The sequence below is a fragment of the Allomesorhizobium aridi genome (assembly GCF_043769475.1).
In the GTDB taxonomy this organism is placed as follows: domain Bacteria; phylum Pseudomonadota; class Alphaproteobacteria; order Rhizobiales; family Rhizobiaceae; genus Allomesorhizobium.
The window spans coordinates 5,567,196-5,586,052 of record NZ_CP171729.1 but is presented as its reverse complement, the minus strand read 5'-3'; the positions used below and the strand labels follow the sequence as shown (position 1 = coordinate 5,586,052).

16 protein-coding genes and 2 pseudogenes are annotated in these 18,857 nt (G+C 64.6%); 7 read left to right on the top strand and 11 right to left on the bottom strand.

The genetic code is table 11. From position 1 onward, the window contains the following. Nucleotides 1-24 precede the first annotated feature (24 nt). A complete protein-coding gene (locus ACG873_RS29635; RefSeq protein ID WP_394889401.1) occupies nt 25-630 on the bottom strand; it encodes a CDP-alcohol phosphatidyltransferase family protein in 606 nt (201 codons plus the stop codon). Nucleotides 631-770: 140 nt separating this feature from the next. Between ACG873_RS29635 and apaG the strand changes: the two genes are divergently transcribed. After that, on the top strand, nt 771-1,160 hold the full coding sequence (gene apaG, locus ACG873_RS29630; protein WP_394889400.1) for a Co2+/Mg2+ efflux protein ApaG: 390 nt from the start codon (nt 771-773) through the stop codon (nt 1,158-1,160). A 328-nt stretch (nt 1,161-1,488) separates the two neighbouring features. Here apaG and ACG873_RS29625 read toward each other — a convergent pair. The 3 genes and pseudogenes from ACG873_RS29625 to ACG873_RS29615 all read right to left on the bottom strand — a co-directional run bounded on the left by ACG873_RS29625 (nt 1,489) and on the right by ACG873_RS29615 (nt 4,717). Beyond that, nucleotides 1,489-2,482: pseudogene (locus ACG873_RS29625) on the bottom strand (Hsp33 family molecular chaperone). Nucleotides 2,483-2,597: 115 nt separating this feature from the next. Further along, nucleotides 2,598-3,509 (bottom strand): ornithine carbamoyltransferase, encoded by a 912-nt coding sequence (gene argF / locus ACG873_RS29620; protein ID WP_394889398.1) that lies wholly within the window; start codon nt 3,507-3,509, stop codon nt 2,598-2,600. A 17-nt stretch (nt 3,510-3,526) separates the two neighbouring features. After that, entirely contained in the window at nt 3,527-4,717 is a 1,191-nt protein-coding gene (locus ACG873_RS29615) for an aspartate aminotransferase family protein (RefSeq protein ID WP_394889397.1), read from the bottom strand. Nucleotides 4,718-5,061: 344 nt separating this feature from the next. Here ACG873_RS29615 and ACG873_RS29610 point away from each other — a divergent pair, with 344 nt between their 5' ends. Beyond that, complete coding sequence (locus tag ACG873_RS29610; protein WP_394889396.1) at nt 5,062-5,580, top strand: GcrA family cell cycle regulator; 519 nt, start codon at nt 5,062-5,064, stop codon at nt 5,578-5,580. A gap of 140 nt (nt 5,581-5,720) precedes the next feature. Here the strand turns inward: ACG873_RS29610 and phoU are convergent, their stop codons facing one another. The 3 genes and pseudogenes from phoU to ACG873_RS29595 form a co-directional block, all read right to left on the bottom strand. Then, on the bottom strand, nt 5,721-6,446 hold the full coding sequence (phoU, locus tag ACG873_RS29605) for a phosphate signaling complex protein PhoU (protein ID WP_394889394.1): 726 nt from the start codon (nt 6,444-6,446) through the stop codon (nt 5,721-5,723). A 208-nt stretch (nt 6,447-6,654) separates the two neighbouring features. Continuing rightward, nucleotides 6,655-8,418, bottom strand: a complete 1,764-nt coding sequence (locus ACG873_RS29600; RefSeq protein ID WP_394889393.1) for an adenylate/guanylate cyclase domain-containing protein — start codon at nt 8,416-8,418, stop codon at nt 6,655-6,657. Nucleotides 8,419-8,581: 163 nt separating this feature from the next. Beyond that, nucleotides 8,582-9,861 (bottom strand): annotated as a pseudogene (locus ACG873_RS29595) (sensor histidine kinase). A gap of 84 nt (nt 9,862-9,945) precedes the next feature. Between ACG873_RS29595 and ppk2 the strand changes: the two are divergent. After that, nucleotides 9,946-10,872 (top strand): polyphosphate kinase 2, encoded by a 927-nt coding sequence (ppk2, locus tag ACG873_RS29590; protein ID WP_394889392.1) that lies wholly within the window; start codon nt 9,946-9,948, stop codon nt 10,870-10,872. Nucleotides 10,873-10,979: 107 nt separating this feature from the next. Here ppk2 and ACG873_RS29585 read toward each other — a convergent pair whose 3' ends face one another. Further along, the gene (locus ACG873_RS29585; RefSeq protein WP_394889391.1) at nt 10,980-11,786 is read right to left on the bottom strand and encodes a class I SAM-dependent methyltransferase; all 807 of its coding nucleotides are present in this window, start codon (nt 11,784-11,786) and stop codon (nt 10,980-10,982) included. A gap of 386 nt (nt 11,787-12,172) precedes the next feature. On the opposite strand from ACG873_RS29585, the gene ACG873_RS29580 reads away from it, so the two are divergent. From ACG873_RS29580 to ACG873_RS29570, 3 genes are all read left to right on the top strand, one after another. Further along, a complete protein-coding gene (locus tag ACG873_RS29580) occupies nt 12,173-12,538 on the top strand; it encodes a YciI family protein (RefSeq protein ID WP_394889390.1) in 366 nt (121 codons plus the stop codon). Between the two features lie 5 nt (nt 12,539-12,543). Beyond that, the gene (locus ACG873_RS29575) at nt 12,544-13,815 is read left to right on the top strand and encodes an RNA polymerase sigma factor (protein WP_394893768.1); all 1,272 of its coding nucleotides are present in this window, start codon (nt 12,544-12,546) and stop codon (nt 13,813-13,815) included. A 105-nt stretch (nt 13,816-13,920) separates the two neighbouring features. Further along, the gene (locus ACG873_RS29570; RefSeq protein WP_394889389.1) at nt 13,921-14,352 is read left to right on the top strand and encodes a VOC family protein; all 432 of its coding nucleotides are present in this window, start codon (nt 13,921-13,923) and stop codon (nt 14,350-14,352) included. Here the strand turns inward: ACG873_RS29570 and ACG873_RS29565 are convergent. Continuing rightward, complete coding sequence (locus ACG873_RS29565; RefSeq protein ID WP_394889388.1) at nt 14,349-16,340, bottom strand: glycosyltransferase family 2 protein; 1,992 nt, start codon at nt 16,338-16,340, stop codon at nt 14,349-14,351. The genes ACG873_RS29570 and ACG873_RS29565 overlap by 4 nt on opposite strands. Before the next feature lie 390 nt (nt 16,341-16,730). Here ACG873_RS29565 and ACG873_RS29560 point away from each other — a divergent pair, with 390 nt between their 5' ends. After that, nucleotides 16,731-17,567 (top strand): transporter substrate-binding domain-containing protein, encoded by an 837-nt coding sequence (locus ACG873_RS29560; protein ID WP_394889387.1) that lies wholly within the window; start codon nt 16,731-16,733, stop codon nt 17,565-17,567. Here the strand turns inward: ACG873_RS29560 and ACG873_RS29555 are convergent. Both ACG873_RS29555 and ACG873_RS29550 read right to left on the bottom strand, forming a co-directional pair. Further along, complete coding sequence (locus ACG873_RS29555; RefSeq protein WP_394889386.1) at nt 17,554-18,396, bottom strand: sterol desaturase family protein; 843 nt, start codon at nt 18,394-18,396, stop codon at nt 17,554-17,556. The genes ACG873_RS29560 and ACG873_RS29555 overlap by 14 nt on opposite strands. 7 nt (nt 18,397-18,403) lie before the next feature. Then, complete coding sequence (locus ACG873_RS29550) at nt 18,404-18,817, bottom strand: tellurite resistance TerB family protein (RefSeq protein ID WP_394889385.1); 414 nt, start codon at nt 18,815-18,817, stop codon at nt 18,404-18,406. Between the last annotated feature and the right edge of the window lie 40 nt (nt 18,818-18,857).

The window sequence follows — 18,857 nt, the reverse complement described above, 5'->3', positions numbered from 1 at the left end:
AGTTCAGAATTCGTCCGTCGCTTCTCAGCCGAAGGTCCGCCAGGCCAGCACGATCCTCGACACGGCGGTGTAGAGCGTCAAGCCGGCAAACGCGTAGGCCAGCGGCGGAAACCAGGCCGGAAACAGGCAGAAGGCCGCGAAGACGGCGATTGTCTCGCTGGCCTCGGCCAGCCCGGTGGTGAAGAACAGCGATTTGGCGCCGCGCGCCTCGGTCGCGAGCTTGCGCTTCTCGGCCATCACGGCATAGGCGAGGAAGCTCGATCCGTTGACATAGAAGGAAAAAACGAGCACCGCGCCCGCCACCGCATTGGCCGCCGGATCGGCCAGCACGAAGCCGATGGGAATGGCGCCGTAGAAGACGAAATCGAGCACGATATCGAGATAGCCGCCAAGATCGGTCCTGCCGTTGACCTTGGCGACCGCGCCGTCGAGCCCGTCGCCGAGCCGGCTGGCCAGCAGCAGGACGAGGCCGAGCCAGAAGAGGCCGCACGCGATCGCGACCGTCGCTGCCAGCCCGACAGTGCAGGCCGCGACGGTGACGGCATTGGCGGAGACGCCGGCGCCGGCAAGCCGTGCGCCGATGATATCGAGTGGTGGATCGAGGCGGCGGCGCGCCCAGCCGTCCATCATTTGTTGCCTCCCGGGCCTGTCTATAGTCCGCAGTAAACGAAAAATCCCGTAAAGCGGAAATCACAATCCGGTTTGCACCGGCCGAACGAGGTTGACCTGTCGGCCCGGCAGGCAGATTCTAGCTCCGAAGGAGCGCGCCAATGTACAGCGCCGTCACGCGCGACATCGAAGTGAATGTCGAACCGTTCTATCTCGAGGACCGATCCGATCCCGCGGAGAACCGCTATATGTGGGCCTATCGGGTGACGATCGCCAACCAGTCGAACGAGTTCGTGCAGCTCATGTCGCGCTACTGGCACATCACCGACGGCGCCGGCCGTGTCGAGGAAGTGCGCGGCCCCGGCGTGATCGGCGAGCAGCCGGGGCTCAACCCCGGCGACAGCTATCAGTACATGTCGGGCTGCCCGCTTTCGACACCGTCCGGCATCATGGTCGGGCGCTACACGATGCGAAACCGCCGGGGTGAAACGTTCGAAGTCGATATCCCGGCGTTCTCGCTGGACCTGCCGGGGAAGCGGCGGGTGAATTGAGGGCTGCCCTCAACCGACTTCGGCGGTCCTTGCTGGCCGGGTCCCCGCTGCTGCGCAGCGTCCCGGCGTTCGCTTGCCTTCCATCGTGCCACCGGCACGACGGATTTGCCTTCGGCAAACCGGCTTCTCACCCCCCGCTTCGCAGGGTGATCGCATACGGCTTGCAGGCGAGGCGCGGTGGCCTGTCTGTTCTGCACCGCTTTTGATTTCCGGTAGGGCGAGGCCGCCAGGATCTTCTCAGGTACGGACACCCGGCGAAACGTTCACTGCACCTGATTTTTGCAACCATATGCGATTGCCGTTCACGGGGAGGAGCCGCTTCGCCCAATCACGCTTCCGCTGAAAATTCCGCCGGCTCGAATTCGTAGGCTTTCGAGCAGAATTCGCAGTTGACGCGGATGATGCCGTCTTCCGTACTTTCCTCGATCTCCTCGGCGGAAAAGCCTTCGAGGATGCCGCGGATCTTGGCTCGCGAGCAGGAGCATTCGTCCTCGACATGGGTTCCTTCGAAGACGCGCACGCCATGCTCGTTGAACAGCCGGTAGAGCAGCCTTTCCGAGCCGACCGAGGGGTCGAGCAGCTCGTTGTGCTCGACCGTCGCCATGAGCGCCTGCAGTTCGCGCCAGGAATCGTCGGCGACTTCGTGCGGCGGCTGGCCGGGATCGCCGTCGCCGCCATGCAGGTCGGGCATGCGCAAGCGCTCCGGCGCCTTGGGCAGGAACTGCGCGAGCAGGCCGCCGGCGCGCCAGTGCTCCCGGCTGCCGCCGGCCGCGGGCAGGATGAGCTTGCCCACGGACAGCCGGATATCGGTCGGGATCTGCTCGGACTGGCGGAAGTAGGTCTTGGCCGCCTCCTCGAGCCGTCTCGCCGTCGAGCGCGACGATGCCCTGGTAGCGCTGCATGTCGCCGCCCTGGTCGATGGTGAGCGCCAGTATGCCGTTGCCGAGAAGCTTTTCCGGCGCAGCCTCGCCCGCCTCGACGGCCGCGGCGAGCTTGTCGGCATCGAAACGCGCATAGGCGCGCAGCGATTTCGGCGTCGAGAAGTCGGCCACCAGCATGTCGACCGGACCATCGGTGCGGGTCTGCAGGATGAACTTGCCCTCGAACTTCAGCGAAGTGCCGAGCAGCACCGCCACGAGCGTTGCCTCGGCCAGGAGCCTGGCGACCGGATCGGGATAGTCGTGGCGGGCGAGAATCTGGTCGAGCAGCGGCCCAAGCTGGACCATGCGCCCGCGCACGTCGAGCGCGCCGACCTCGAACGGCACGACATCGTCGTCGCCGGCAAAGCCGAATTCACCAAGCTTGCGTTCCTTGTCGGTCACCGGGCCAAATCCTTCATGGCTTGTCCGGGACGCGCGCAAAGAACGCCCGGCGAAAAGCCGTATTCAATCAAAAAGAGGGTGTGATCCGACGAGATAGGCGTTCGGGCAGCCTGCTTCAAGCGCCCAGGCACCACGCAAGCACCGCCTTCTGGGCGTGCAGCCGGTTTTCGGCCTCGTCGAACACCACCGAATGCGGACCGTCGATAACCTCGTCGGTGACCTCTTCGCCGCGATGGGCGGGCAGGCAATGCATGAAAAGCGCGTCGGGCTGCGCGTGCTTCATCAGGGCCGCGTTGACCTGGTAGGGCAGAAAGACATTGTGGCCGCGGGCGCGGTGTTCCTGGCCCATCGAGACCCAGCAGTCGGTGACGACGCAGTCGGCGCCGTCGGCCGCTTCCTCGGCCGACTTGGTGAAGCTCACGGAGCCGCCATTGTTCCTCGCCCAGTCGACATATTTCTGCTCGGGCGCCGAGCCTTCGGGCACGCCGACCTTCAGGTTGAAGCTGAAGCGGGCCGAGGCTTCGAGCAGGGAGTGGAGTACGTTGTTGCCGTCGCCGACCCAGGCGAAAGTCTTGCCGGCGACGCTGCCGCGATGCTCCTCGAAGGTCATGATGTCGGCCATGAGCTGGCAGGGGTGGGTGTCGTCGGTGAGGCCGTTTATCACCGGCACGCCGGCGTTTTCGGTCAGCTCCAGCAGGCGCTCGTGCGAGGTCGTGCGGATCATGATCGCGTCGACATAGCGCGACAGCACCTTCGCCGTGTCGGCGATGGTTTCGGAGCGGCCGAGCTGCATTTCCGCGCCCGTCAGCATGATGGTCTCGCCGCCGAGCTGGCGCATGCCGACATCGAAGGAAACGCGCGTCCTGGTCGACGGCTTGTCGAAGATCATCGCCAGGACCTTGCCTTCGAGCGGGCGCGAGCGTTCGCCGGCCTTCAGCCGCGCCTTGCGGCGGGCGGCGTCGTCGAGCATGCCGCGAAGCTCGGTCGCCGGAACGGCTGAAAGATCGGTGAAATGGCGGATTGTCATGTCGGAAACTCCGGCGATCAGGTCGCGGCGGCGGCAGGCGCAAGGCTCATGGCGCCCGCCCGGATACGAGCCAGCGCCTCGCGGATTTCCGCGTCGGTGACGGTCAGCGGCGGCAGCAGGCGCAGGACGTTGTCGCCGGCCGGGACCGAAAGCAGCTTCTGGTCACGCAGAGCGGCCGCGACCTTGGCGTTGGGCGCCTTGCACTTGACGCCGAGCATCAGGCCCGAGCCGCGGATCGCCTCGATCACTTCGGGAAATTCGTCCGCAATCGCGGCGAGCCCCTGCTTCATCAGCAGGCCCTTGCGGCGGACTTCGTCGAGGAAGCCTTCCTCCAGCACCACGTCGAGCACGGCGTTGCCGACCGCCATGGCGAGCGGATTGCCGCCGAAGGTGGTGCCGTGCACGCCGGGCGTCATGGCGGCCGCCGCCTCGTCGGTCGCAAGGCACGCGCCCATCGGGAAGCCGCCGCCTATGCCCTTGGCAATCGCCATCAGGTCGGGCGTCACGCCGGCCCATTCATGGGCGAACAGCTTGCCGGTGCGGCCGATGCCGCATTGCACTTCGTCGAAGATCAGGAGCAGGCCGTGCTCGTCGCAGAGCTCGCGCAGGCGCTTCAGCGATTGCGCCGGCACCTCGCGGATGCCGCCTTCGCCCTGCACCGGCTCGATCAGTATGCCGGCCGTCTCGCCGGTGATCGCCTTCTCGGCGGCGTCGATGTCGTCGAAGGGCACCTGGTCGAAGCCCTCGACCTTGGGGCCGTAGCCTTCGAGGTATTTCTGCTGGCCGCCGGCAGCGATCGTAGCCAGCGTGCGACCGTGGAAGGCGCCCTCGAAGGTGATGGTGCGGAAGCGCTCGGGGCGGCCGTTTACATAATGATAGCGGCGCGCGGTCTTGATCGCGCATTCCAGCGCCTCGGCGCCGGAATTGGTGAAGAACACCTTGTCGGCGAAGGTGTTTTCGACCAGCCGCTCGGCAAGCCGGGTCTGGCCGGGAATCTGGTAGAGGTTGGAGGTGTGCCACAGCTTGCCGGCCTGCTCGGTGAGCGCGGCGACCAGCTTCGGATGGCCGTGGCCGAGCGAGTTGACGGCGATGCCGCCGGCGAAATCGAGATAGCGCTGGCCGTCTTCGGTGATCAGCCAGGTCCCCTCGCCCCGGTCGAACGACAGGGGGACACGGGCGAAGGTCTCGAAAAGCGCCGAACCGCTCATTATATGCGTCTCCGGTACCGGAAAAATCAAAAAAGCCGCCAAAGCGGCGGCCATGCGGGCATATTGGATTTTTCGGCCGTGAAGTCAACGGAAACGTCGCCCGGCGACCCCGTTCCGCGACCAAAGGGTTTTTTCGCGGGCAAGTTGGGGAAAACCGAAAAATCCGATTCGTGTTGCATTCCGGACTCTTGTCACCGAGTCACCGGATAGAGTAGTTTGCAGGTAAGAAATAACTAGATTTCGTGCGGCGGCCATAATCAACCGAATACATGTGGTGTCGAACCCGGCAGCGCCGGGACGGGAATGGATTCTGAGTCCCGCACGCTGATCAGGAGCATGAACTCATGAACTGGACCGACGAGCGCGTTGAAACCCTCCGCAAACTGTGGGCCGAAGGTCTGAGCGCCAGCCAGATCGCGGCGCAGCTGGGCGGGGTCAGCCGCAACGCCGTGATCGGCAAGGTGCATCGCCTGAAGCTGTCGAGCCGCGGCCGCGCCACGGCGGCGCCTGCCCGCCAGAAGAAGGCGACGCCGGCTTCGGGCGGCGGCAAGAGTGTGTCGCGGGCCGCGAGCGTGTCGCGCAGCGTCACCACCTCGATCGGAGCCACCGCGCTGCAGCAGCAGTTCGACGCCGAGCCGGTGGCGCGGCATTATCTGCGCCCGGTGGAAAACGTGGTGGTGCCGATCTCGCGGCGCCTGCAGCTCGTCCAGCTCAACGAGCGGACCTGCAAATGGCCGAACGGCGACCCGCTGTCGGAGGACTTCCACTTCTGCGGCAACGACTCCGCCGAGTCCGGGCCATATTGCACCTATCACGCCAAGATCGCGTTCCAGCCGGCGTCCGAGCGGCGCAGGAGCCGGTAAAAGCCCTTTGATAATTCTACTCCGGCTGGCAGCTGACGCGGTTTTCTCCGCTTCCTGTGCTCACGGACCCGAATGTCCGCTGCGCTCCGGTTCTCGAAAACCACGCCATTTGCCTCGCCGGAGCGAATTCTTAAAGGACTTCACTGCCCATCGTCGGGCCTGACAAGCGTCACGCGGTGGCTCTTGTCTTCCTTGGGCCGGTCGGGCGGCATCTGCTCGCCGGTGACGATGTAATAGATGGTTTCGGCGATGTTGGTGGCGTGGTCGCCGATGCGCTCGATGTTCTTGGCGCAGAACAGAAGATGCGTGCAGGGCGTGATGTTGCGCGGATCTTCCATCATGTAGGTCAGGAGCTCGCGGAACAGCGACGTGTACATGGCGTCGATCTGGTCGTCGCGGTCGCGCATGAAGGCGATGCGCTCGACCGAGCGCGACGCGTAGACGTCGAGCACTTCCTTGAGCTGCGTCAGCGCCAGTTCGGCCAGCGCCTGCAGGCCACGGAACAGGCTGACGGGATGGCGTCCCTCGGCGACTGCCACGACCCGCTTGGCGACGTTCTTGCCCAGGTCGCCGACGCGCTCCAGGTCGGCAGAGATGCGGATCGCGCCGATGATCTCGCGCAGATCGCCGGCGACCGGCTGGCGCCGGGTGATGATCAGGATCGACTTGTCGTCGACCTCGCGCTGGCCCTCGTCGAGAACGGCATCGTCACGGATCACCTTCTGCGCAAGAGCGATATCGGAATTGACCAGAGCCGCGATCGACTGGTCGACCATGCGCTCGGCATGGCCGCCCATGGCCGCGATCTTGCGGGTGAGGAATTTCAGCTCCTCGTCATAGGCGCTGACGATGTGATGCGACTGCATGGCCGTTACCGCTCCGCCGGGCGTGAATCGCCGCCCTGAATCCCGACGGATACGCTAGCGACATGACGGAAAAAAGAAACCGGCTTCGATTTGCCGGCTTCTATATGATTTGGCGGGGATCGCCGACGGCCGGCCGACCGGAAGGCGGTGTGCTCGCCGGCAGCGAACAGTGAATTCCCGCACCCGAAGGTTCGCGATTACCGGCGCGTCAGAGCGAAATCCCGGCTTCACGCAGTCCCCTGACCAGCCGGTCGGGCACGCCCGGATCCCGGTAAGGCAGTGCCTTCTTCAAGTGATCGAAGGAAAAGTTGGGATTAACCTCCAGCGTCTCGCGCCAATAGCGCCGGGCTTCGTCGTGGCGCCCGGTCAGGCCATAGAGGCAGGCGAGATAAAAGCGCGTCATGTCGGAACGCGGCGCAAGCGTCAGCCGCTTCTTGAAGGCGATCTCGGCCTCGTCATACCGCCCGAGGACCAGAAGGGCCCTGCCGAGGAAGTGCAGCGACATGTCGAATTGCGGATCGAGCCGGTGGGCCCGCGTATAATGCGCCACGGCCTCTTCTAACCGGCCCTGGAATTCCGTTATGTTGCCGATGGCCGTATGGGCGTCGGCCGAATTGGGATCGAGCGTCACCGCCCGCTCCGCGGAGACTTCCGCCTCGTCCAGATGCCGTGTCCAGGCAAGGGCGATCGAAAGCGAGATATGGCCCTGTGGCTCGGCTTCGTCCATCTCGATCGCCTTGTGCGCCAATTCCAGCGCCCGCGTAAGATCTTCCGGTGTCGCGTCGTTCCACCGGTTGACGTATTCCGCAAACGCAATGATCGACAGTCGGGCATAAGCGGCGGCAAGCTCCGGCTCGATGGCGATGACGCGCTCCAGCATCCTGCGCGCCTCCATGGACGACATGGCGCTGAGTTGCAGCATGGTCTGGCGCGAGCGGATGAGCAGATCGTAGGCTTCCGGATCGACCTTGCCGCGGCTCTCGCGGCGCGCCTCCTCGCCGGCAGTCAGCTTCACCCTGAGCGCGCTGACGATGGTGCGGGTAACTTCGTCCTGGACGGCGAAAATGTCTTCAAGACCGTGATCGTAGCGCTCGGCCCACAGGTGTCCGCCGGTCGTGCCGTCGATCATCTGGGCGTTGATGCGGACCCGATTGGCGGCCCTGCGCACGCTCCCTTCGAGCACGTAGCGGACGCCGAGTTCCCGGCTCACCTTGCGGACATCCGGCGACTTGCCCTTGTATGCAAAGGAGGAATTCCGGGCGATGACGAACAGGCCCGAGACTTTTGACAGGTCGGTGATGATATCCTCGGTGATGCCGTCGGCGAAATAGCCCTGCTCCGGGTCGCCGGACATGTTGTCGAATGGCAGGACCGCTATAGACGGCTTTTCCGGAAGCTGCGGCGGCGCATCGGCGACGACCTCGGAGACATTGGCGGCCGTGCCGTCCGGCGACCATGTCCAGATATGCACTGGGCGCGCTATGTTCTTGACCTCATGGCGGCCACCGTCGACGAATTCGATGCCGATACGGCCGTGCACATATTCGTGAACGCTGTCCGAAATCGCCACGCCTCCGGGAGCGGCAAGGGTTTCGATGCGGGCAGCGACATTCACGCCGTCGCCGAACAGATCGCTGTCATCGACCATGATGTCGCCGATGTTGACGCCGACGCGCAGCACGATCGCCTGATCTTCCGGCACGTCGTCATTCGCGGCTTTCATGGCCTGCTGAAGCGCCACGGCGCATTCGACAGCGTTGACGGCGCTGCCGAATTCGATGAACACGCCGTCGCCCATCCGCTTGAACACGCGGCCCTGATGGCGTTCGACAAGCGGATCCAGAACCTCCCTCCAGCGCGCCGTAAGCTGCATGTGCGTGGCCGTTTCGTCCCGCTCCATGAGCCGGCTGTAGCCGACCACGTCGGCAGCCAGGATGGCTGCGAGCCGGCGTCTGATGGGATCGTTGGCCATATGGGAAGGCGCCTTGTGGAAACGCACTGGTAGATTCTAATGACGCTCCGGTTGCAAGTCCATTCGTGGCGGTGGACCGCGCGAAAATGCAACGTGGCTTTGACGCGAAATGTGGTGATCGGCGCGGCTTAATCAATGCCAATCGGACACTCTCCGCTGGCGTTCAGCCGGCCGGCAGATGCACGGTGAACGCCGCGCCCTCCCCGACCTTCGACTTGATCGACAGGCGGCCATTGTGGCGGGTGAGGATGTGCTTGACGATGGAAAGGCCAAGGCCGGTGCCCTTCTGCGCACGGCTTGTCTCGACATCGACCCTGTAGAAGCGCTCGGTGATGCGGGGGATGTGCTCTTCCGGGATGCCCGGTCCGAAGTCGCGGATGGTGACGGCGACCTCGGGGGTCGGCCCGGTCCGCACGTGTTCGACCGACACGGCGACGCGGCCGCCCGACTGGCCGTATTTGCAGGCGTTTTCGAGCAGGTTCTCGAACACCTGGAACAGTTCGTCGCGATCGCCCGGCACTTCCAAGGGGCCGTCGGGAATGTCGGTTTCGATCGCTACGCCCGATTCGCGGGCCAGCGGGCTCAGGGAATCGATCACGCCCTCGACCACGGCGCGGAGATCGACCCTGGTCCCCGGCTTGAGATAGGGCTTCATCTCCAGCCGCGACAGCGACAACAGATCGTCGATCAGCCGCGCCATGCGCGAGGTCTGGTTTTGCATGATCTGGAGAAAATGGTCGCGCGCGGCGGCATCGTTCCTGGCCGGGCCGCGCAGGGTTTCGACGAAGCCGGCGATCGAGGCGAGCGGCGTGCGCAGTTCGTGGCTGGCGTTGGCGATGAAGTCGGCGCGCATGCGGTCGATGCGCCGGGCTTCGCTCTGGTCCTTGAACACCAGCACGAACAGTCCCGTCCCCCGGCCGATCGCCGATCCGGTGACGCGGTAGACGCGCTCGATCGGAACACGCTCGACATAGTCGGCGACCTGCGGCGAGCCGTTGCCGGCAAGCGTCGCGGCGATCAGTTCCTGCATTTCGGGCGCCCGGAATTTCAACTGCAGCGATATGCCCGGACCGACGGCGGCGAAGGCGGTGAGCGCCGCATCGTTGGCGTGAACGACGGTGCCCGCGCCGTCGAACAGGACCAGTGGGTCGGCCACCGCCGCCGCCAGGTTTTCGCCCGAAAGCCTTTCTAGCGCCGACCGCTCGCGGGCCACGGCCGCCTCGGCGCGACGCTGGCGGGCGGTGCGCGCCGCGGCGCGATCGCGGCCGCCACGAACAGCGCCGCGACGCAGACGAGAACGAAAAACGTCGATTCCTCGGCAATGGTGTAGACCGCCAGCACTGCAAGAATGCCGGCGGCGAGCATCCACCGGTTCTGGCTGAGCCGGCCGGCGACGAGCCGGCCCCACCGCCGCCCCTGACGTTCTCTTTTCGCTTCGGTCATCCGCAATTCCCGAGCCGCCGCCAGCCGTTTGACCGGCCAATAACCACCCAATAGCATGCGCCGCTCAACGAGGAAGGTGTGGCGATGAAAAATGGCAAGGCCCGCAAGATTGAACAGTCCCCGTCCGTCGAACCGGCGGCCGCGCCGCCGCTCCTGAAGTTCCAGTCCGGCGGTTCGGAACGGACGTTCGACATCGACAATCCCGAGCTTCCGGACTGGCTGACGAAACGGACCCTGACCTCCGGCGGCTACCCCTACGACGAGAAGATGCCGCGCGAAGAGTATGACGAGACGCTGGAGCGGCTGCAGGTAGAGCTTGTGAAGCTGCAATCCTGGATGCAGGCCACCGGCAGGCGCGTGCTCATCCTGCTCGAGGGCCGCGACGCGGCCGGCAAGGGCGGCGTGATCAAGGCGATCCGCGAATACATGAACCCCCGCACCGCCCGCAACGTCGCGCTGCCCAAGCCGACCGAGACCGAACAGGGCCAATGGTACTACCAGCGCTATGTCGCGCAGTTTCCGACGGCCGGCGAACTCGTGACCTTCGACCGCTCCTGGTATAACCGCGCCGGCGTGGAACCGGTCATGGGGTTTTGCACGCCCGAACAGCACGCGCATTTCCTGGACGAGACGCCGGGCTTCGAACGCATGATCGTCAACGAGGGTATCCATCTCTTCAAATTCTGGCTCGATCTCGGCCGCGAGATGCAGCTGAAGCGATTCCACGACCGCCGCCACAGCCCGCTGACCTGCTGGAAGTTCTCGCCGATGGATGTTGCCGGCATGACGAAATGGGATGCCTATGGCGAAATGCGCGACCTGATGCTGGAGCGGACCCACACTGCCCACGCGCCCTGGATTGTCGTGCGCTCGAACGACAAGCGGCGCGCGCGCATCGCCGCGATAAGGCGGGTGCTGGCCAACCTGCCCTATACCGGCCGCGACCTCGCCGCCATCGGCAAGGCGGATGCGAAGATCATCGGCGAGGGTCCGGATTTTTTGAAGGGGTGATGGTTAATTCCGACCGTTTTCGACCCAAGTCGGACATCGTGCGGGCCGCCATTAAGCGACCGCGGTTGGCCGCAGTCCTTGCAGGCCCCATTGCATGCCCTCCAGGATCAGGCTGGGACCAAGCCGCGCACCACACGGAACGTCATGGGAAATGATCGGGGTCCATCCGGCAGGCCAACCAGATATCCGGCACGAACATGCTGCTCGATCGAACCGCGGGCGTCATCCGAAAGTGCCATCAACATGCCCGTGACGCTGCCCGGGCCGTCGGTGAACGTAGCCCAATAATCCGCGAAGGACTGATACTCGCAATCCACGACAACGGGATCCTCCGTCACGTCGGCGAGGCCGATCTTCCGCCACAACGCCGCCTGACCGTTAGGCCAGAAGTCCTTGCGCCCCGCCCGCATGGATCTCATCCTGGCGACGTCGGTCTCAAGCACAGCACCGGTGTTATAGACGAGGTCGAAGGCGGGCATGCCACCAAAGAACTGAGTAACAGCGGACGCGACCACGCCGCCCGGACGGGTCACGCGCTTCATTTCGGCAACTACCTGTTCAATTTCCGGGATAACGTCCAGGGCCAGCGTGGAAACGGCCGCATCGAATACGTTATTGTCGAACCGCATGTGCCGGACATCGCCGTGTTCATATGCGATGTTGGGGTGGGATCGACGAAGGCGGGCTCCTTCCAGGTATCCCTCCGATGCATCAACACCAATCACATGCGCGCCCGCCTCGGCCAGTGCTTTCGTCAACACACCTGTCCCACAGGCTACATCGAGTACGCGACCGCCGGGAGCGACATTGACACGGGCGAGAAATGGGCTTGCCAGATGTTCGCTCCAGCGCCCCATGAAAGCCTCGTAGACGTCGGAATCAGCCCAATTATACCGCAGTTGTGCAGTTTCCATGACTTGCCATCCTCCCTCTATCACGGGCGGACCTTAACACGGTCACCGGGCAATCCAACGGAACCTTGTTTGCGCTTCCCAAGAAACATGACGCAGTGGCAACCCCTGAAACCGCACTGACCTTCCCAGGGTCCGCTTTGGTCGGTTGACCAGTTCGATGCGCGTAGGTCGAACAGCGAGTATGCGCGCAATACGGCCGAACCTTCGCCCTCGCGGCAACGGCTGCCTCCCACCCATTGCGGAAGTCTGCAGCGTGACCTCACCTCGCGGGCGGCGCGGCCGGACCGCCAGTGTCCCGACCCCGCGCAAAAATTCGCCCGATATGTTAGGCCCACATGTCGGGATCGGGCGATCCCGTTCGTCCTTGACAAGACAGGAACAGAAACATGCTCTACGCGATCCTCTGCTACAATTCCGAAGATGTCGTCTGCTCCTGGACCAAGGAGGAGGATGACGCGGTGATGGCCAAGCTGGATGTCGTCCATCAGAAGCTGTTGAAGGAAAAGCGGCTCGGCCCTTCACTGCGCCTGCTGCCGACGACGGCCGCGACCACGCTGGTCAAGAACCAGGATCTGGTGATCGACGGACCCTACGCGGAAACCAAGGAACAGCTGCTCGGCTTCTACGTGGTCGACGTCGACGGGCTCGAGGCAGGGCTGGAAGTCGCCCGTGATCTGGCGCGCGCCAATCCCGGCGGCGCCTACGAATTGCGGCCGATCTCGCTGTTCCTGCCGGGAAGCGGGGTTACGTGAGCGACATGGTCTGGATAAACGCGGCGCTGACGGCCGCGCGCCCGCAAGCGATCGGCGCGCTGCTGCGCTATTTTCGCGATCTCGATACCGCCGAAGAGGCGTTTCAGGACGCGTGCCTCCGGGCGCTGAAGGCCTGGCCCAAGAACGGCCCGCCGCGCGACCCGACCGCCTGGCTGATCTTCGTCGGGCGCAATGCCGCGATCGATTCCGTCAGGAAGCGGAGCAAGCAGGAGCCGCTGCCCGCCGAGGAACTGGTTTCGGACCTGAACGACGCGGAGAGCGACCTGGCTGAGCGGCTCGACGGCTCCGACTACCGCGACGACGTGCTGCGCCTCTTGTTCATCTGCTGCCATCCCGAACTGCCGCAGACGCAGCAGATCGCGCTGGCGCTGCGCATCGTCTCGGGTCTTTCGGTCAAGCAGATCGCTCGGGCCTTCCTGGTCGGCGAAAGCGCGATGGAGCAGCGCATCACCCGGGCCAAGGCGCGCATCGCGCAGGCCGACGTTCCTTTCGAGACGCCCGGCGCGCCGGAGCGGGCAGAGCGGCTCGCGGCGGTGGCGGCCATGATCTACCTGGTCTTCAACGAGGGCTATTCGGCCAGCGGCGATTCCGCGCCGATGCGCGCGCCGCTCTGCGACGAGGCGATAAGGCTGGCGCGGCTGCTGCTCCGCTTGTTCCAGACCGAGCCGGAGATCATGGGGCTGACCGCACTGCTGCTCTTGCAGTATTCGCGCACTCCTGCCCGCTTCGACGCCGACGGCGCGGTCGTGCTGCTCGAAGATCAGGATCGCGGGCTGTGGAACCGCAAGCTGATCGCCGAGGGTCTGGCGCTGATCGACAAGGCGATACGCCACCGGCAGCGTGGACCTTATCAAGTGCAGGCGGCGATAGCGGCGCTGCATGCGCGGGCCGCCCGCCCCGAGGATACCGACTGGGCGCAGATCGACCTGCTCTATGCCGCGCTCGAGGAATTGCAGCCGTCGCCGGTTGTGACGCTCAATCGCGCCGTCGCCGTCGCCAAGGTGCGTGGGCCGGCGGCAGCGCTGGAGATGATCGAGCCGCTGGCGCCGAGGCTTTCGGGCTATTTCCACTTCTTCGGCGTCAAGGGCGCGCTGCTCATGCAGCTCGGCCGGGCGGACGAGGCTCGCGAGGCATTCGGCCAGGCGATCGCGAAGGCCAATACGGCGGCGGAGGCTGCCCATATCAGGATGCATCTCGACCGCCTGATGAAGGATAGCGACGCGGCCAAGACCACGCTCGTCAAATCAGGCGCCTGAACCGCTCAAAAATTTTCGAGCGCGCTGTCGGCTCTTCATTCTTCCGTTCGTCCTTCGAACAGCCGGCCGCATTTTGCGGGGCTTCGAAGAAACAGGAGGAACGATATGGCGACGACAGCAGCAGCAACCGCAGCCCCCGAAAAGCAGGAAACTCCGGCCGTCCACGGCGGCGTCGTGGCTTATCTCACGGTCGGCGGCGCCACCAAGGCCGCCGAGTTCTACGAGCGCGCCTTCGGCGCGAAGGAGGTTGGGCGGCACCCGGTCGACGAGCAGGGTCGCACCATGCATCTCCACCTCTACATCAACGGCAGCTCGGTGATGCTCTGCGACGCCTATCCTGAATACGGCCACCCGCTGACCGAACCGCAGGGTTTTACGATGCATCTGATGGTCGACGACATCGACGCGTGGTTCGATCGTGCGGTGAAAGCAGGTGCGGAAGTGACCCTGCCGGTGCAGGTGATGTTCTGGGGCGACCGCTACGGGCAGCTTCGCGATCCGTTCGGCGTCAATTGGGCGATGGTCGGGAAGGTCTAGGCCGTGCCGGCCGGTCCGCTGGCAGGCCGGCTCCTCACCACGATCTTCGGCCGCGCGCTGCGATGGGGCGTCTTGTCCCAGTGATGCGGCCGACGGATCAGCTGGAAAAGTGCACACCAGGCCGCGACCGACATCATCGCCCAGTAGACCGGCGTGAACAGGCACACCTTCCAGAGCCCCTCCTTTTCTTGACGCTTCAGGCCCGTCGAGCCGAGCGCCATGAACGACGCGTATCCGAGCGCGATGTTGCCGGAATCGATCCAGAGCAGGCTCGATTGCCAGGTGCTCAGCGGCACGCCGGCGGCGATGTGCAATGTCAGCCATGCCAGCGTGACGATCAGGATCGGATGGACGAGCGCCGACACCGCCATCCCGGCGAAAAGAATTTGCCCGACCCAGAAGGACATTGGATCGAGATCGCCAGCCAGCCGCCGCGGATTGCGCATATGGACGAGCCAGGTCTGCATCCAGCCCTTGAACCATCTCGTGCGCTGCGGCCGCCAGATCTTGAACTCCTCCGGGCCGTCTTCCAGCGTAGGACACGAGATCATGTCGGCGCGGTAGCCGAAGCGCGCAAGGCGCAGGCCCAGATCGGCGTCCTCCGTCACATTGTACGGATCCCAGCCGCCGACTTCGGCGAGCGCCGAGAGGCGGAAATGGTTGGAGGTGCCGCCGAGCGGAAACATCACGCCTTTTGCCGCGAGCCACGGCAGCAGACGGCGGAAGAGCGCCGTGTATTCGAAGGCGAACATGCGCGAGACGATGGTTTCGGTGCGGTTCGACACTTCGAGCGGGGCCTGCAGGCAGGCGAGTTCGGGGCCGGAGGCGCGAAACTTCTGCCAGGCTTCCATCAATTGCAGCGGATGGGGACGGTCCTCGGCGTCGTAAAGCACCACGAACTCTCCCGAGACCAGCGGCAATGCGAAGGCCAAGGCCTTCGGCTTGGTGCGCGGTTCTCCGGGCGATACCGCCACCACTTCGACATAGGACCTAAGCGGATGCGCGTTGATCGCAGCGATTGTCTCCAGGTCGTCTGCCTCGCAGACCAGCTTGATCTCGAGCTTGCTGCGCGGCCATCGCAGCCTGCTCAGCGCCACAAGAAGATCAGGCACCACATTGGCCTCGCGATGAAGCGCGACGAGCACCGAATAGACCGGGCAGTCGGGCGAGGTGCATTCCTGATGGCCACGCGGCGGCGGCGGGGTCCAGGATAGCGCCATGACCCTGAGGCCGACGCAGGCCAGAAACAGCAGCGAGAAGAAAATGTGAAACGCCAGGAAGGCGCCGGACGGGAACTCCGCAAACGCCCATGGCAGCGCGACTGAAATCGCGCCGAGCACATAGCCCTGCGATCCAGTCAGCACCGTTCGCGCCGAACAATCGGGCCGGCGGTCGAAAAGTTCAGTCACGGCGGAGCGGGCGAGAAGCGGCGCGGCGCGCTCCAGCATGGCCCTGCGCAGAGCCGACGGTGCGACGATGCGGAGCCGACGCCTGAGTTCGGCATCCCTGCCGCACAGTCGGCGGAGGGTGGAGAAGCTCGCCCTATCGGGCGCAACAAGAAGCGTCGTCGCTCCGGCTTTTTCCTCCATCCGCGCCATGAGAAGCTTTGGAATTGGCCGGCGCAGTGCGGCCAGGCAATCGGCATCGCGGATGAGCAGCCTGCCGGCGTCGACCGTCGGCTGAAAGGAAACGCCGAGTTCCTGCGCGATGGCCCGGTAGAACGCGACTTCCTCGACCGCGCCTGAGGCCAGCAATTCGCCGAGGAAAGTGGTCCCGTGGGAGCCGGCGCTGGACGCGACCCGCACGGCTGACTGGAACGGCACGCCGGCACGGTCGAGGACCGGCTGCCAGTCGGCAAGCTCGGGAAGGAGAAGAGCAGCGAAGACGCTGATGCCGCTCTCGCCGGGCGGCGGCGGCAAGTCGGCGTCAGCCCCGCTTCCATTCAGGTCGAAAATACGGGCTGGAAATCCAGGGTCTAGAATGCCCATGGCGGGCCTTCAGAGGAGAGACGGCCGGCGCGGCGCGAGCCGGCGCGATCGACCGCCGGCACACCGAAACGCAGGACAATACTCGCCCGGACGCCACCGCGCGAAAGCGGCAGCCGCAAGAGACCGCACCCCACCGGCAACCCCCGTTGCCACCTCCGATTGAACGATGTTATGCGCGCAATCGGATCGCCGCTATTAACCTTGGGTTGCATGGGTAAAATTTGTCAGGTCTTGGCAGGGATTTGGTAACCATGATGCCACCTATCGGCCGCGACCGCCGGTTGCGACACGATTTGAGTCGCCCCGGAAACTTGCCAGACGGCGCATGGCTGGGAATCGTATCCAACCGGCGCTAGAACAAGCTGACCGTTTCGTTGCCAAGGTATTCGAATGAAGCTTCGCGCTGCTCTGTCCGCCGCATTTTGCGCGTTGGCTTTCGCCTGCGGCTCGGCACGCGCTGCCGAACCGCAGGTCCCGATGTTCTGGGACGGCAACGAACGGCTGCCGAAGCCAAATCTTTCCGGGCTGGCCAGGCTGCGCTTCCTGACCACGACTGATTTTCCGCCCTTCAATTTCCTCGATCGCGAGGGACGCCTGTCGGGGTTCCATGTCGACCTGGCGCGCGCCATCTGCGCCGAACTCGACATCGCCGACAAATGCCAGATCCAGGCGGCGCCCTGGGCGGAACTGGACGGGCTGCTGCGGAGCCGACAGGGCGAGGCTATCCTAGCCGGGATAGCCGTGACGGGGGAAACGCGGCTGAAATATGCGTTTTCCCGCCCTTATCTGCGGTTTCCCGCCCGCTTCGTCATGCCGAAGACTACCGCCGTGGCCGAGCCGGTCTTCGACAAATTGCAGGGCAAGCGCGTCGGCGTCATCGCGGGCTCAGCACACGAACTCGTTCTGCGCGCCTATTTTACCGGCGTGAAAGTCGTCACCTATTCCAGGCAGGACTGGATGCTGGAGGATTTGAAAGCCGCAAGAATAGCAGCGGCTTTCGGCGACGGCATGCGCCTGGGATTCTGGCTGCAGGGAACCGAGGCAGGCGGGTGCTGCCGCTTTGCAGGCGGTCCCTATCTTGCGCCGGAATATCTCGGCTCCGGCCTAGCCATCGCCACGAGCGAACCGGCGCTGGCCGCCGCATTCGACGCCGCGCTGCACCAGATCGCGGTGAAGGGCGTGTTCGCCGAGCTTTACCTGCGCTATTTTCCGGTCAGCTTCTTCTGATATAGGCCGTCGGCCGTGACGCAAACGGCAGGGCAAGCGAACGTGCAAGCCCGGCCGCCTCGCTGGCTGAATAGCCTGAAAGCCCGATTTCCATGGCTTCGTGACCCCGTTTCGGCTGGCCGACATAGGTTCCAAACAGTCTGTCCCACAACGACAGATTGAATCCATAGTTGGAGTCCGTCTCGGCAATATCCGTCGAATGGTGAACGCGGTGCATGTCGGGCGTGACGATGATGCGGCGGAGCCAGCGGTCGACGCGAAGGTCGAGGCGCAAATTGGAGTGACTGAACATGGAGCCGGAGTTCAGCACGATCTCGAAAACAAGCACGGCGAGCACCGGCGCGCCAAGCGCGACCACGACCGCGGCCTTCCAAACCATGGACAGCACGATCTCCAGCGGATGGAACCTCAGCCCGGTGGTGACGTCGAAACCGGTGTCGGCGTGGTGCATCCTGTGGATGCGCCACAGAAGCGGTATCTTGTGGCTGGCGACGTGCTCGGCCCAGACCGCGAAGTCGAGCGCCACGAACGCGATCACGCCGCCGGCAATGCCGTCGAGGCCGGCGAGCCGCAGCACGCCCCAACCGCGCGCCTCCGCCCAGAGCGCGGCGCCGACGGCGGCGGCTGGAAAGACCAGCCGCAAGACCAGCGACGACAGGACGACCATCGCGATGTTGGTGAACCAGCGCCGAGATTTCAGCGCGCCGCGCAGTTCGTCGCGCTCGAGCCGCGGCGACCAGAGTTCCAGAAGCGCCAGCGAGCCGAATATGGCGAGGAATACCGCGCCGCGGATCCAGGCTTCCGGAAATGCAGCGCCGTCACCCATCATACCGCCCTCATGTCAGCGTCCGGTGGCGAGCCTTGGTCGTCCGCTCGATGGCGGCGATGGTAGCGTCGTCGACGTTGAGATGCTGGCGCAGAAGTTGCAGCACGCGAACTTCTTCCATCCGCATTTCCAGATCCACGGTGGCGACCTCAAACGCCATGGCGTAGGCGGTGTCGTGAAGATGCTCGGGGATGGCTTTGCGCGCGAGGGTCAGGACGCCGGCCATTCCGCCATTCTGGTGAAGCCGTTTTTGGCAATCCTGGGCGATGCCGATCAGCTTCTCGTCGTCAAAACCCTCGAAGATCGGCCAGGAGCGAACCACATTTCCGATGCGCGCGAGTTCGACATCGGTCATGTCGCGGTCGGAGGCGGAAGTCACCACCATCAGATAGATCAGCGCCTCATGCGCGGTCGGCAAAGCCATTGCTGCCCCCTTTGTTTCGTTGCTGCGAAGGTAGGAATGC